The sequence below is a fragment of the Citrobacter sp. genome (assembly GCF_050252275.1).
In the GTDB taxonomy this organism is placed as follows: domain Bacteria; phylum Pseudomonadota; class Gammaproteobacteria; order Enterobacterales; family Enterobacteriaceae; genus Citrobacter_A; species Citrobacter_A amalonaticus.
Window position 1 is genome coordinate 1 of sequence record NZ_JBFWLF010000092.1, and the last position, 14493, is coordinate 14493.

15 protein-coding genes are annotated in these 14493 nt (G+C 54.4%); 14 read left to right on the top strand and 1 reads right to left on the bottom strand.

Annotation, left to right across the window (positions count from 1 at the left end):
* Positions 1-68 (bottom strand): hypothetical protein (locus tag AB7E14_RS09955; protein ID WP_428169498.1); only part of this gene is annotated, 68 nt, incomplete at its 3' end.
* A 239-nt stretch (positions 69-307) separates the two neighbouring features.
* Between AB7E14_RS09955 and trxA the strand changes: the two genes are divergently transcribed.
* The 14 genes from trxA to wzyE all read left to right on the top strand — a co-directional run.
* The gene (trxA, locus tag AB7E14_RS09960; protein WP_001280776.1) at positions 308-637 is read left to right on the top strand and encodes a thioredoxin TrxA; all 330 of its coding nucleotides are present in this window, start codon (positions 308-310) and stop codon (positions 635-637) included.
* A 133-nt stretch (positions 638-770) separates the two neighbouring features.
* Positions 771-890 carry a rho operon leader peptide gene (locus AB7E14_RS09965; RefSeq protein ID WP_071887707.1) on the top strand — a complete coding sequence of 40 codons (120 nt, stop codon included), beginning with the start codon at positions 771-773 and terminating at the stop codon, positions 888-890.
* A gap of 87 nt (positions 891-977) precedes the next feature.
* Complete coding sequence (rho, locus tag AB7E14_RS09970) at positions 978-2237, top strand: transcription termination factor Rho (RefSeq protein ID WP_002437993.1); 1260 nt, start codon at positions 978-980, stop codon at positions 2235-2237.
* 238 nt (positions 2238-2475) lie between these two features.
* Entirely contained in the window at positions 2476-3579 is a 1104-nt protein-coding gene (wecA, locus tag AB7E14_RS09975; RefSeq protein ID WP_042998788.1) for a UDP-N-acetylglucosamine--undecaprenyl-phosphate N-acetylglucosaminephosphotransferase, read from the top strand.
* 11 nt (positions 3580-3590) lie between these two features.
* Positions 3591-4637 (top strand): ECA polysaccharide chain length modulation protein, encoded by a 1047-nt coding sequence (gene wzzE / locus AB7E14_RS09980; RefSeq protein WP_042998789.1) that lies wholly within the window; start codon positions 3591-3593, stop codon positions 4635-4637.
* Positions 4638-4692: 55 nt separating this feature from the next.
* Positions 4693-5823, top strand: a complete 1131-nt coding sequence (gene wecB, locus AB7E14_RS09985; RefSeq protein ID WP_428169495.1) for a non-hydrolyzing UDP-N-acetylglucosamine 2-epimerase — start codon at positions 4693-4695, stop codon at positions 5821-5823.
* Positions 5820-7082 carry a UDP-N-acetyl-D-mannosamine dehydrogenase gene (gene wecC / locus AB7E14_RS09990; RefSeq protein WP_044267324.1) on the top strand — a complete coding sequence of 421 codons (1263 nt, stop codon included), beginning with the start codon at positions 5820-5822 and terminating at the stop codon, positions 7080-7082. Before wecB ends, wecC begins: the two co-directional genes overlap by 4 nt.
* On the top strand, positions 7082-8149 hold the full coding sequence (rffG, locus tag AB7E14_RS09995) for a dTDP-glucose 4,6-dehydratase (protein ID WP_316962865.1): 1068 nt from the start codon (positions 7082-7084) through the stop codon (positions 8147-8149). Before wecC ends, rffG begins: the two co-directional genes overlap by 1 nt.
* Positions 8150-8168: 19 nt before the next feature.
* Positions 8169-9050, top strand: a complete 882-nt coding sequence (rfbA, locus tag AB7E14_RS10000; protein WP_042998793.1) for a glucose-1-phosphate thymidylyltransferase RfbA — start codon at positions 8169-8171, stop codon at positions 9048-9050.
* Positions 9028-9705, top strand: coding sequence for a dTDP-4-amino-4,6-dideoxy-D-galactose acyltransferase (gene rffC / locus AB7E14_RS10005; RefSeq protein ID WP_042998794.1), 678 nt, complete (start codon positions 9028-9030; stop codon positions 9703-9705). The genes rfbA and rffC overlap by 23 nt, the downstream gene beginning before the upstream one ends.
* 4 nt (positions 9706-9709) lie before the next feature.
* Positions 9710-10840 (top strand): dTDP-4-amino-4,6-dideoxygalactose transaminase, encoded by a 1131-nt coding sequence (gene rffA, locus AB7E14_RS10010; protein ID WP_428169496.1) that lies wholly within the window; start codon positions 9710-9712, stop codon positions 10838-10840.
* Between the two features lies 1 nt (position 10841).
* Positions 10842-12092, top strand: a complete 1251-nt coding sequence (wzxE, locus tag AB7E14_RS10015) for a lipid III flippase WzxE (protein ID WP_316962864.1) — start codon at positions 10842-10844, stop codon at positions 12090-12092.
* Complete coding sequence (locus AB7E14_RS10020; RefSeq protein WP_316962863.1) at positions 12089-13168, top strand: TDP-N-acetylfucosamine:lipid II N-acetylfucosaminyltransferase; 1080 nt, start codon at positions 12089-12091, stop codon at positions 13166-13168. Before wzxE ends, AB7E14_RS10020 begins: the two co-directional genes overlap by 4 nt.
* On the top strand, positions 13165-14493 hold a 1329-nt coding region (wzyE, locus tag AB7E14_RS10025; RefSeq protein WP_428169497.1), incomplete at its 3' end, for an ECA oligosaccharide polymerase. The genes AB7E14_RS10020 and wzyE, both read left to right, overlap by 4 nt.

Consider the following 14493-nt stretch of genomic DNA (forward strand, 5'->3'; position numbering starts at 1 on the left):
GCTTCGATAACCTTTGGGTGCAGGGCGAAGTCGGAAAACTTCTGTTCAGTTAAATGTGTTTTGCTCATAGTGTGGTAGAATATCAGCTTACTATTGCTTTACGAAAGCGTATCCGGTGAAATAAAGTCAACCTTTAGTTGGTTAATGCTGTACACAAATCATTCATGATGCGTCGAGGCGGCAAGCGAACGCGTCCACAAGAACGTACAAAGTACGTGACCTGGACGATGAGTGAAGCCAACAAAGAGGCAGCTTAAAGGATGATGTGTATACACCAACACACCAGGCTTATTCCTGTGGAGTTTATATGAGCGATAAAATTATTCACCTGACTGACGACAGTTTTGACACGGATGTACTCAAAGCGGACGGGGCGATCCTCGTTGATTTCTGGGCAGAGTGGTGCGGACCGTGCAAAATGATCGCCCCGATTCTGGATGAAATCGCTGACGAATATCAGGGCAAATTGACGGTTGCTAAACTGAACATTGACCAAAACCCAGGCACTGCGCCGAAGTATGGTATCCGTGGCATCCCGACCCTGCTGCTGTTCAAGAACGGTGAGGTTGCAGCGACCAAAGTGGGCGCACTGTCCAAAGGTCAGCTGAAAGAGTTCCTCGACGCGAACCTGGCGTAAGCCGGACGTCTCATGTTCGGGCGACCTGAATCCTAATTGATTCGGATGACTGGACGCCCGACTTGAGTCGTGCTAAGTTAGTGTTGACTTCGTATTAAACATACCTTATTAAGTTTGAATCTTGATAACTCCAATACTTCCCGTTTTTTCTCGCACGCGAAGTGGACAGATTCCTGGCTTATCATTCAATCCGTCTTGTCGTTTCAGTTCTGCGTACTTTCCTGTGACCAGACAGCGAACAGACATGAGTTGATGGCCGTAAACAGGCATGGATGACCCTGCCATACCATTCACAACATTAAGTTCGAGATTTACCCCAAGTTTAAGAACTCACACCACTATGAATCTTACCGAATTAAAGAATACGCCGGTTTCTGAGCTGATCACTCTCGGCGAAAATATGGGGCTGGAAAACCTGGCTCGTATGCGTAAGCAGGACATTATTTTTGCCATCCTGAAGCAGCACGCAAAGAGTGGCGAAGATATCTTTGGTGACGGTGTGCTGGAGATATTGCAGGATGGATTTGGTTTCCTCCGTTCTGCAGACAGCTCCTACCTCGCCGGTCCTGATGACATCTACGTTTCCCCCAGCCAAATCCGCCGTTTCAACCTCCGCACTGGTGATACCATCTCTGGTAAGATTCGCCCGCCAAAAGAAGGCGAACGCTACTTTGCGCTGCTGAAAGTTAACGAAGTTAACTACGACAAACCGGAAAACGCCCGTAATAAAATTCTCTTCGAAAACTTAACCCCGCTGCACGCAAACTCTCGTCTGCGTATGGAACGTGGTAACGGCTCTACCGAAGACTTAACAGCGCGCGTTTTGGATCTGGCTTCACCAATCGGTCGTGGTCAGCGTGGTCTGATCGTCGCACCGCCGAAAGCCGGTAAAACCATGCTGCTGCAAAACATTGCGCAGAGCATCGCTTACAACCACCCCGACTGTGTGTTGATGGTGCTGCTGATTGACGAACGTCCGGAAGAAGTGACCGAGATGCAACGTCTGGTGAAAGGTGAAGTTGTCGCTTCTACCTTTGACGAACCGGCATCCCGTCACGTTCAGGTAGCGGAAATGGTGATCGAGAAAGCGAAACGTCTGGTTGAACACAAAAAAGACGTTATCATTCTGCTCGACTCCATCACCCGTCTGGCACGTGCATACAACACCGTGGTTCCGGCTTCCGGTAAAGTGCTGACCGGTGGTGTGGACGCTAACGCTCTGCATCGTCCGAAGCGTTTCTTCGGTGCAGCGCGTAACGTGGAAGAGGGCGGCAGCCTGACCATCATCGCAACGGCGCTGATCGATACCGGCTCTAAGATGGATGAAGTCATCTACGAAGAGTTTAAAGGCACCGGTAACATGGAACTGCACCTCTCTCGTAAGATTGCTGAAAAACGCGTCTTCCCGGCTATCGACTACAACCGTTCCGGTACCCGTAAAGAAGAGCTGCTCACCACTCAGGAAGAGCTGCAGAAAATGTGGATCCTGCGCAAGATTATTCATCCGATGGGCGAAATCGACGCAATGGAATTCCTCATTAATAAACTGGCGATGACCAAGACTAACGACGACTTCTTCGACATGATGAAGCGCTCGTAAACGAGCTCTCAGCCGAAAACGCCACGTTTTTACGTGGCGTTTTGCTTTTATGTCTGTAATCTTAACGACAAGTTAACAAATCAGGGGTTATTGTCCTCCGCTGCACGTGCGTCAGCCATCAAGTGCGACACGTGGTTAATAATTATACAAAACAGACGGTTCGGAGTGGAGTTTCCCTTCTGAATACAGGCCTTCGTGGTTATACTTCTGCTTATAATTTTCTCTGAGAGCACGCATTGTGAATTTACTGACAGTCAGTACTGATCTCATCAGTATTTTTTTATTCACGACACTGTTCCTGTTTTTTGCACGGAAGGTCGCAAAAAAGGTCGGTTTAGTGGATAAACCCAACTTCCGTAAACGCCACCAGGGATTGATACCGTTGGTTGGGGGCATCTCAGTTTATGCGGGGATTTGTTTCACATTTAGCATTGTGAATGTCTATATCCCCCACGCTGCTCTCTATCTGGCTTGTGCCGGTGTCCTGGTTTTTATCGGCGCACTGGACGATCGCTTTGATATTAGCGTAAAAATACGTGCCACCATTCAGGCTGCTATCGGCGTAATTATGATGGCGGTGGGCAAGCTTTATCTCAGCAGCCTCGGTTATATCTTTGGCCCGTGGGAGATGGTGCTCGGGCCGTTTGGTTATTTCCTCACGCTTTTCGCCGTATGGGCCGCGATCAATGCCTTCAACATGGTGGATGGTATCGATGGCTTATTAGGCGGGCTCTCCAGCGTCTCATTTGCCGCAATGGGGCTTATTCTGTGGTTTGATGGACAGACCAGTCTGGCTATCTGGTGCTTTGCCATGATCGCCGCCATCCTGCCCTATATTCTGTTGAACCTCGGTGCGCTTGGCCGTCGCTATAAAGTGTTTATGGGTGACGCCGGCAGTACGCTGATTGGTTTTACCGTTATCTGGATCCTGCTTGAAACTACCCAGGGTAAAACGCACCCGATAAGCCCGGTTACCGCGCTGTGGATCATCGCCATTCCGCTGATGGACATGGTGGCCATCATGTATCGTCGTCTGCGTAAAGGGATGAGCCCGTTCTCGCCAGACCGTCAGCATATTCATCATTTGATCATGCGTGCAGGGTTTACTTCACGTCAGGCGTTTGTCCTGATCACGCTAGCCGCCGCAATACTGGCCTCGATTGGCGTGCTGGCGGAATATTCTCATTTTGTCCCGGAATGGGTCATGCTGGTGCTCTTTTTGCTAGCATTCTTCCTCTACGGTTACTGCATTAAGCGTGCCTGGAAGGTGGCGAGGTTCATTAAGCGCATGAAGCGCAGATTACGAAGAAACCGTGATAACAATCCAAAATTAACCAAGTAAATGAGGGTGCGATGACTCAACCATTACCGGGGGCACACGTTGTGAGCGCTGAAAATGAACTGGATATTCGTGGGTTGTTTCGTACCTTATGGGCCGGGAAGGTGTGGATTGTCGGTATCGCGCTGTTATTCGCGCTGATCGCGCTGGCGTATACTTTTTTTGCTCGTCAGGAGTGGAGCGCGACCGCGATCTCCGATCGCCCCACGGTGAATATGCTGGGGGGTTACTATTCCCAACAGCAGTTTTTGCGGAATCTGGATGCGAAAGCGGACAACGCGTCAGGCGATCAACCTTCGGTCATGGATGAAGCCTATAAAGAGTTCGTGATGCAACTGGCTTCCTGGGATACGCGTCGCGACTTCTGGCTGCAAACCGACTATTACAAGCAGCGGATGGTTGGCAACAGCAAGGCCGATGCCGCCATGCTGGATGAGATGATCAACAACATTCAGTTCACCCCCGGTGATTTTGCCCGTGCCATTAACGACAGCGTCAAGCTGATTGCCGAAACCGCACCTGATGCGAACAATCTGCTGCGTCAGTATGTGGCGTTCTCCAGCCAGCGTGCGGCAAGCCATCTCAATGAAGAACTGAAAGGCGCGTGGGCCGCGCGGACCGTGCAAATGAAGGCGCAGGTGAAACGTCAGGAAGAGGTGGCGAAAGCAATTTTCTCCCGCCGCGTGAGCAGTATTGAACAGGCGCTTAAAATCGCTGAACAGCACAATATCTCCCGCAGTGCGACCGATGTGCCAGCGGATGAATTACCGGATTCGGAGCTGTTTCTGCTCGGACGTCCCATGCTCCAGGCACGCCTTGAAAATTTACAGGCGGTCGGCCCCTCTTTCGATCTGGACTACTTCCAGAATCGAGCCATGCTAAATACATTGAATGTGGGCCCCACGCTGGACCCGCGTTTTCAGACCTATCGCTATTTGCGTACACCGGAAGAACCGGTAAAACGCGATAGCCCGCGCCGTGCCTTCCTGATGGTGATGTGGGGCATCGTGGGGGGGCTTATCGGCGCAGGTGTTGCGTTAACCCGCCGCCGCACGATTTAGCACGACTGCCGCAGTGAGGGGCTGGGCCCTCACTGACTATTCGAAGAGAATCGATGTGAAAGTACTGACTGTATTTGGCACGCGACCGGAAGCCAGAAAAATGGCACCTCTGGTGCATGCGCTGGCAAAGGATCCTGATTTCGACGCAAAAGTCTGCGTTACCGCGCAGCACCGGGAGATGCTCGATCAGGTATTGAATCTCTTTTCTATTGTTCCTGATTACGATCTCAATAGTATGCAGCCGGGTCAGGGATTGACAGAGATAACCTGTCGGATACTGGAAGGGCTGAAGCCTATCCTCGCTGACTTCAAGCCGGATGTGGTACTGGTACACGGAGATACCACCACCACGATTGCGACCAGTCTGGCCGCGTTTTATCAACGTATACCGGTCGGCCATGTCGAAGCCGGGTTACGCACTGGCGATCTCTATTCCCCGTGGCCGGAAGAGGCAAACCGTACGCTGACCGGGCATCTGGCGATGTATCACTTTGCGCCGACGGAGAACTCGCGGCAAAACCTGTTGCGCGAGAATATTGCCGACAGCCGCATCTTTGTCACCGGCAATACGGTGATCGATGCGCTGATCTGGGTGCGCGACCGCGTTCTGGCTAGTGATACGTTGCGTTCAGAACTGGCCGAGCAGTATCCGTTCCTCAGTTCGGATAAAAAACTGATCCTGGTGACCGGTCATCGTCGCGAAAGTTTTGGCCGTGGATTTGAGCAGATTTGCCATGCGCTGGCGGAGATTGCGGCCGCCAATCAGGATGTGCAGATTGTCTATCCAGTGCACCTGAACCCGAACGTCAGCGAGCCGGTCAACCGCATTCTCGGTCATGTTGAAAACGTGACGCTGATTGAACCGCAGGACTATCTGCCCTTTGTCTGGCTGATGAATCACGCCTGGCTGATTCTGACGGACTCCGGCGGGATTCAGGAAGAGGCGCCGTCACTGGGCAAACCGGTGCTGGTGATGCGTGAAACAACCGAACGACCCGAGGCCATTACCGCCGGGACCGTGCGTCTGGTGGGGACAGACCCACAGCGCATTGTTGAAGAAGTCACGCGTTTGCTGCATGACGAAAACGAATATCAGGCTATGAGCCGCGCCCATAACCCTTACGGTGACGGGCAGGCCTGCGGCCGCATTTTACACGCATTAAAAAACAATCGGGTATCGCTATGAGTTTTTCTACCATTTCTGTTATTGGGCTGGGATATATCGGTTTGCCGACGGCGGCTGCCTTTGCTTCGCGCCAAAAGCAGGTGATTGGGGTGGACGTTAACCCGCATGCGGTGGAGACCATCAACCGCGGTGAAATCCATATTGTTGAGCCGGACCTCGATAACGTCGTGAAAACGGCGGTGGAAGGCGGTTTTCTGCGCGCCACCACGACCCCTGTCGATGCCGATGCGTATCTGATTGCAGTACCGACGCCGTTTAAAGGTGAGCATGAGCCGGATATGACCTATGTCGAAGCGGCGGCGAAATCCGTTGCGCCAGTGCTGAAAAAGGGCGCGCTGGTGATCCTCGAGTCGACCTCTCCGGTTGGCGCGACCGAACAGATGGCGGCGTGGCTGGCCGAAATGCGTCCGGATCTCACTTTCCCGCAGCAGGCGGGCGAGCAGGCGGATGTGAATATCGCCTATTGTCCTGAGCGCGTTCTGCCGGGTCAGGTGATGGTTGAACTGATCAAGAATGACCGGGTCATCGGTGGTATGACGCCGGTGTGCTCGGCGCGTGCCAGCGAGCTGTACAAAATATTTCTTGAAGGCGAGTGCGTGGTGACCAATTCCCGTACGGCCGAAATGTGCAAGCTGACGGAAAACAGCTTCCGCGACGTCAATATCGCCTTTGCGAACGAACTGTCGCTGATTTGCGCCGAGCAGGGGATTAATGTCTGGGAACTGATCCGCCTGGCGAACCGTCATCCACGCGTCAACATTCTCCAGCCGGGACCGGGTGTGGGCGGGCACTGTATTGCTGTCGACCCGTGGTTCATCGTGGCGCAGAATCCGTTGCAGTCGCGTCTGATCCGTACCGCGCGTGAAGTAAACGACGGTAAACCACACTGGGTCGTCGATCAGGTCAAAGCCGCCGTTGCGGACTGCCTGGCGGCGACGAATAAGCGCGCCAGCGAGGTGAAAATCGCCTGCTTTGGCCTCGCATTCAAACCCAATATCGACGATTTGCGTGAAAGCCCGGCAATGGGGATCGCAAAAAGTATCGCCCAGTGGCACAGCGGTGAAACGCTGGTGGTGGAACCGAATATTCACCAGTTGCCGAAAAAGCTGGACGGTCTTTGTACTCTTGCCGCCCTGAACGACGCGCTGGCGACGGCCGACGTGCTGGTGATGCTGGTCGATCATAGCCAGTTTAAAGCCATTCAGGGCGATGCTGTGCAGCAGCAGTACGTCGTGGATACCAAAGGAGTGTGGCGTTAATGAAACGGATTCTGGTGACGGGTGGCGCAGGTTTCATCGGCTCAGCGGTGGTACGGCATATCATTAATGAGACGGCAGATGCGGTGGTGGTGGTGGATAAACTCACCTACGCCGGCAATCTGATGTCGCTGGCTCCGGTTGCGCAGAACGATCGCTTTGCTTTCGAGAAAGTGGATATTTGCGATCGCGCCTCGCTGGATCGGGTTTTTCAACAATATCAGCCAGACTGCGTGATGCACCTGGCCGCCGAAAGCCATGTCGATCGTTCCATCGACGGACCGGCGGCGTTTATCGAAACCAACATTGTTGGCACCTACACGCTGCTGGAAGCGGCGCGGGCGTACTGGAGTGAACGGGCTGACGAGAAGAAATCGGCGTTTCGCTTCCACCATATCTCGACGGACGAGGTGTATGGCGATCTGCACTCGACGGATGATTTCTTTACCGAGACGACGCCCTACGCCCCTAGCAGCCCCTATTCCGCGTCGAAAGCCAGCAGCGATCACCTGGTGCGCGCCTGGTTGCGCACTTACGGTCTTCCAACCCTTATCACCAACTGCTCTAACAACTATGGCCCTTACCACTTCCCGGAAAAACTGATCCCGCTGATGATTCTTAATGCGCTGGCGGGCAAACCGCTGCCGGTGTATGGCAACGGACAGCAGGTCCGCGACTGGCTGTATGTGGACGATCACGCGAGAGCGCTGTACTGCGTGGCGACCACCGGAGAAGTCGGTGAAACGTATAACATCGGCGGTCATAACGAGCGTAAGAATCTGGACGTGGTTGAGACGATTTGCGAGCTGCTGGAAACGCTGGCGCCGAACAAACCGCGGGGTATCGCACATTACCGCGACCTGATTACCTTTGTGGACGATCGTCCTGGTCACGACTTACGTTACGCCATTGATGCGTCAAAAATCGCCCGTGAGCTTGGCTGGACGCCGCAGGAAACCTTTGAAAGCGGCATGCGTAAAACCGTGCAGTGGTATCTGGCGAATGAGGCCTGGTGGAAGCCCGTACAAGACGGCAGTTATCAGGGGCAACGTTTAGGTCTGAAGGGCTAATTTCCCGGAGGAGGAAGGCATGAAAGGTATCATTCTGGCGGGCGGCTCTGGCACCCGTTTGCATCCTATCACGCGTGGCGTGTCGAAACAGCTGCTCCCCATTTACGATAAACCGATGATTTATTACCCGTTATCGGTGCTCATGCTGGCCGGCATTCGTGAGATCCTGATTATCACCACGCCGGAAGACAAAGGATATTTTCAGCGTCTGTTAGGCGACGGTTCTGAATTTGGCATTCATTTGCAGTATGCCGAACAACCGAGTCCGGATGGCCTGGCGCAAGCGTTTATCATCGGTGAGACGTTCCTGAACGGCGAACCTTCCTGCCTGGTGTTAGGCGACAATATTTTCTTCGGTCAGGGGTTCAGTCCTAAATTGCGCCATGTCGCCGCGCGTACCGAAGGGGCGACCGTGTTTGGCTATCAGGTGATGGATCCAGAACGGTTTGGCGTGGTGGAGTTTGATGACAATTTCCGCGCCATCTCGTTAGAAGAGAAACCGAAGCAGCCAAAATCTAACTGGGCGGTGACCGGGCTCTATTTCTACGACAGCAAGGTGGTGGAGTACGCAAAGCGCGTGAAACCATCTGAACGCGGCGAACTGGAGATCACCTCTATCAATCAGATGTACCTTGACGCAGGCAATCTGACCGTTGAGCTGCTGGGCCGCGGTTTTGCCTGGCTCGATACGGGAACGCATGACAGCCTGATTGAGGCGAGCACCTTTGTGCAGACGGTTGAAAAGCGTCAGGGATTCAAAATTGCCTGTCTGGAAGAGATTGCCTGGCGCAATGGCTGGCTGGATGATGACGGCGTGAAACGTGCCGCCAGCGCTCTGGCGAAAACAGGTTATGGCCAATATTTACTGGAGCTGCTTCGTGCACGTCCACGCCAGTATTGAGCCGCTGGGCTGGGAAAACCGCTTCTTTGGCATCAACAGCGCCATTGTCCGGCTGGATCCGGCGGCGCCGTTATTGACCGCAGAAGCCTTACAGCCCTGGTCGCGGGTGCAGGCCAAAATCCCGGCGGCCAATACCCGCGAGCTGGATGCTCTGCAACAACTGGGTTTCGCGCTGGTGGAAGGGGAAGTCGATTTTGTTCTTCCTGTCGGGAAAAACAACGGTCAAACTGGCGCAGAAATTGCACAACTGACGGACATTCCGGCCTTGCGCCAGCTCGCTGCGGCGGCCTTTGCGCAAAGCCGCTTTCGCACGCCGTGGTATGCGCCTGACGCCAGCGCTCGCTTTTATGCGCAGTGGATTGAAAACGCGGTGCACGGCACGTTTGATCATCAGTGTCTGGTTCTTCGCACCTCAAATGGGGATATTCGCGGCTATGTCTCGCTGCGTGAACTGGATGACCGCGAGGCGCGAATCGGCTTGCTCGCCGGGCGTGGCGTTGGGGCAGAGCTGATGCAGGCGGCGCTGGGATGGGCGCAGGCGCGCGGCAAAACAACATTGCGGGTGGCGACCCAGATGGGCAACACCGCCGCGCTTAAACGTTATATACAAAGCGGTGCGAATGTAGAAAGCACCGCGTACTGGTTATACAGGTGACAACATGATTCCGTTTAACGCACCGCCGGTGGTGGGTACCGAACTTGAGTATATGCAGTCTGCAATGGGCAGCGGCAAACTGTGTGGCGATGGGGGCTTTACTCGTCGTTGTCAGCAGTGGCTTGAGCAGCGTTTTGGCAGTGCGAAGGTACTGCTGACGCCTTCCTGTACCGCCTCACTGGAGATGGCGGCACTGCTGCTGGATATCCAGCCGGGTGATGAAGTGATCATGCCGAGTTACACCTTCGTGTCGACCGCGAATGCCTTTGTGCTGCGCGGCGCTAAAATCATCTTTGTGGATATCCGTCCGGATACCATGAACATTGACGAAACGCGCATTGGAGCGGCGATCACCGAAAAAACGCGGGCGATTGTGCCGGTGCATTATGCGGGTGTGGCCTGTGAGATGGACACTATCATGGCGCTGGCGGATAAGTACAACCTGTTTGTGGTAGAAGACGCCGCGCAGGGGGTGATGTCGACTTACAAAGGCCGGGCGCTGGGAACGATCGGCCACATCGGCTGCTTTAGTTTCCATGAAACCAAAAACTACACCGCCGGTGGCGAAGGCGGCGCAACGCTGATTAACGATCGCAGCCTTATTGAGCGAGCCGAAATCATTCGTGAAAAAGGGACTAACCGCAGCCAGTTCTTCCGTGGTCAGGTCGACAAATATACCTGGCGTGATATTGGTTCCAGCTATTTGATGTCCGATCTACAGGCCGCTTATCTCTGGGCACAGTTGGAAGCGGCGGACCGCATTAATCAGCAGCGTCTGGCGCTGTGGCAGACCTACTACGATGCCCTCGCACCGCTGGCGCGTGCGGGCAGAATTGAATTGCCATCCATTCCGGATGACTGCAAACAGAACGCCCATATGTTTTATATCAAGCTGCGCGACATTGACGATCGTAGCGCGCTGATTAACTTCCTGAAAGAAGCCGAGATTATGGCGGTGTTCCACTACATTCCGCTGCATGACTGCCCGGCTGGCGACAAGTTTGGTGAATTCTCCGGCGAGGATCGCTACACCACCAAAGAGAGCGAACGTCTGCTGCGCCTGCCGCTGTTCTATAACCTGTCGGCAGTGAATCAGCGCACGGTGATTACGACATTGCTGAACTATTTCGCCTGATATGTCGCTTGCGAAAGCGTCCTTGTGGACGGCGGCCAGCACGCTGGTCAAAATTGGCGCGGGGTTACTGGTCGTTAAGCTGCTGGCGGTGTCATTCGGCCCGGCGGGTGTCGGGCAAGCGGGAAATTTCCGTCAGATGGTCACCGTGCTTGGCGTCCTGGCGGGGGCCGGCATTTTCAACGGCGTCACCAAATACGTTGCGCAGTCTCACGATAACCCCGAACAATTGCGGCAGGTGGTCGGGACATCCTCGGCGATGGTGCTGGGTTTTTCGACGCTGCTGGCGCTGGTGTTTCTGCTTGCGGCGGTACCGATTAGCCAGGGACTGTTTGGTCATACGCAGTATCAGGGGTTAGTACGCTTAGTGGCGCTGGTGCAGATGGGGATTGCCTGGGCCAACCTGCTGCTGGCGTTAATGAAAGGATTTCGTGATGCGGCCGGGAATGCGCTGTCACTGATTGTCGGCAGCCTGGTGGGCGTTGTCGCCTATTATGGCTGTTACCGGCTGGGTGGCTATGAAGGCGCGCTCCTCGGCCTGGCGCTGGTGCCCGCACTGGTGGTGATCCCGGCGGCAGCCATGCTGCTGAAACGCGGAATGATCCCTCTGTGCTATCTCAAGCCATCCTGGGATAACGGGCTGGCGGGCCAGCTCAGCAAGTTTACCCTGATGGCGCTGATCACCTCCGTCACGCTGCCAGTGGCGTATGTGATGATGCGAAACCTGCTGGCGGCGCACTACAGTTGGGATGACGTCGGGATCTGGCAAGGGGTGAGCAGTATCTCGGATGCTTACCTACAATTTATTACCGCGTCGTTTAGCGTTTACCTGTTGCCGACGCTGTCGCGCCTTACCGAAAAGCGGGACATCACACGGGAAGTGGTGAAGTCGCTGAAGTTTGTTCTGCCTGCGGTGGCCGCTGCGAGCTTCTCCGTCTGGCTGCTGCGTGACTTTGCTATCTGGCTGCTGTTCTCTGAGAAATTCACCGCCATGCGCGATCTGTTTGCCTGGCAGTTGGTTGGAGATGTGCTGAAAGTTGGGGCATATGTCTTCGGTTACCTGGTGATCGCCAAAGCGTCACTGCGGTTTTATATTCTGGCGGAAATCAGCCAGTTCTTTTTATTGACGGCATTTGCGCACTGGCTGATCCCGGCACATGGCGCGCTGGGTGCGGCACAGGCCTATATGGCAACGTATGTCGTCTATTTTTCTTTATGTTGTTGTGTATTTTTACTCTGGCGTAGGCGGGCATGACTGTACTGATTCACGTACTGGGATCGGATATCCCTCACCATAATCAAACCGTGCTGCGGTTTTTCAACGATACGCTGGCATCGACCAGTGAGCATGCCCGTGTCTTTATGGTCGCCGGTCAGGATGCCGGGTTGACGGAAAGTTGCCCGGCGCTCTCCATCCGTTTCTACAGCGGTAAAAAATCGCTGGCGCAAGCGGTGATAGCGCAAGCTAAAGCGAACAGACAGCAGCGTTTCTTCTTCCACGGTCAGTTTAATATGGCGCTGTGGCTGGCGTTACTGAGCGGTGGAATTAAGCCCAGTCAGTTTTACTGGCACATCTGGGGCGCGGATCTGTATGAAGTCTCCAGCGGACTGAAATTCAAACTGTTTTATCCGCTTCGCCGTCTGGCGCAAAGCCGTATTGGGGGCGTTTTTGCCACCCGTGGCGATCTGAACTATTTCGCCCAACAGCATCCGCGCGTGCCGGGAGAACTGCTCTATTTCCCGACGCGAATGGATCCCGCGCTCAACAATATGGTGAACGATCGCCAACGTAGCGGAAAAATGACCATTCTGGTGGGCAACTCAGGCGATCGCAGCAACGAACATATCGCCGCGCTGCGGGCGGTGCATCAGCAGTTTGGCGACACCGTAAATGTGGTTGTCCCGATGGGCTATCCGGCGAATAACGAGGCGTATATCGCGGACGTTCGTCAGGCGGGGCTAAGACTGTTCAGTGCAGATAACCTGCAGATCCTCAGCGACAAGCTGGCGTTCGACGATTATCTGGCGCTGCTTCGTCAGTGCGATCTCGGGTACTTTATTTTTGCCCGTCAGCAGGGAATTGGCACCTTGTGTTTGCTGATTCAGGCAGGCGTGCCCTGCGTGCTGAACCGCGAAAATCCCTTCTGGCAGGACATGGTGGAACAGCATCTTCCGGTGCTGTTTACGACCGATGAACTTAACGAACAGGTGGTGCGCGAGGCGCAGCGCCAGCTGGCGTCAGTGGATAAAAATACCATTACCTTCTTTAGCCCGAACTATTTGCAGCCCTGGCATCACGCGTTGCAGGTTGCCGCAGGGGAGGCGCTATGAGTCTGATGCAGTTCAGCGGCCTGTTTGTCGTCTGGCTCCTCTCCACGTTGTTTATCGCCACGCTAACCTGGTTTGAATTTCGCCGCGTGCGCTTCAACTTCAACGTGTTCTTCTCGCTGCTGTTTTTGTTGACCTTCTTTTTTGGCTTTCCGCTGACCAGCGTGCTGGCGTTCCGCTTTGACGTCGCCGTCGCACCGCCGGAAATCCTGCTACAGGCGCTGCTTTCCGCCGCCTGTTTCTACGCGATCTACTATGTGACCTATAAGACCCGCTTGCGCAAACGGGTTGCGGACGCGCCGTACAAACCGCTGTTCACGATGAATCGGGTGGAAACCCATCTCACCTGGATGATTCTGATGGGGATTGCGCTGATCAGCGTGGGCATCTTCTTCATGCACAACGGCTTTTTACTGTTCCGCCTGCAGTCGTATAGCCAGATTTTTTCCAGTGAAGTTTCCGGCGTGGCGTTAAAACGCTTCTTTTACTTTTTCATCCCGGCCATGCTGGTGGTCTATTTCCTGCGTCAGGACAGCAAAGCGTGGCTGTTCTTCCTGGTCAGCACCGTCGCATTTGGCCTGCTGACGTATATGATTGTCGGCGGCACTCGCGCCAATATCATCATTGCCTTCGCCATCTTCCTGTTTATCGGCATTATTCGCGGCTGGATCTCGCTGTGGATGCTGGCGGCGGCAGGCGTGCTGGGGATTGTCGGGATGTTCTGGCTGGCATTGAAGCGCTACGGGCTGAACGTCAGCGGTGACGAGGCGTTCTATACGTTTCTCTATCTCACCCGTGACACGTTTTCTCCGTGGGAGAACCTGGCGCTGCTGCTGCAAAATTACGACAAAATCGACTTTCAGGGGCTGGCGCCAATTGCCCGTGATTTCTACGTCTTTATTCCTTCCTGGCTTTGGCCAGGGCGGCCGAGTGTGGTGCTGAATACGGCGAACTACTTTACGTGGGAAGTGCTGAACAACCATTCCGGTCTGGCGATTTCGCCAACGCTGATTGGTTCGCTGGTGGTGATGGGCGGCGCGCTGTTTATCCCGCTGGGCGCGGTTGTGGTAGGGCTTATCATCAAATGGTTCGACTGGCTGTACGAGCTGGGTAATCGTGAGGCCAACCGCTACAAGGCCGCGATTTTGCATAGTTTTTGCTTTGGCGCGATTTTCAATATGATCGTGCTGGCGCGAGAGGGACTGGACTCGTTTGTCTCGCGTGTTGTTTTTTTCCTGGTGGTTTTTGGTGCCTGTTTGCTGGTGGCAAAACTTCTGTTCTGGCTGTTTGACCAGGCCGGACTGATCCATAAACGTTGGCGAGCCCTG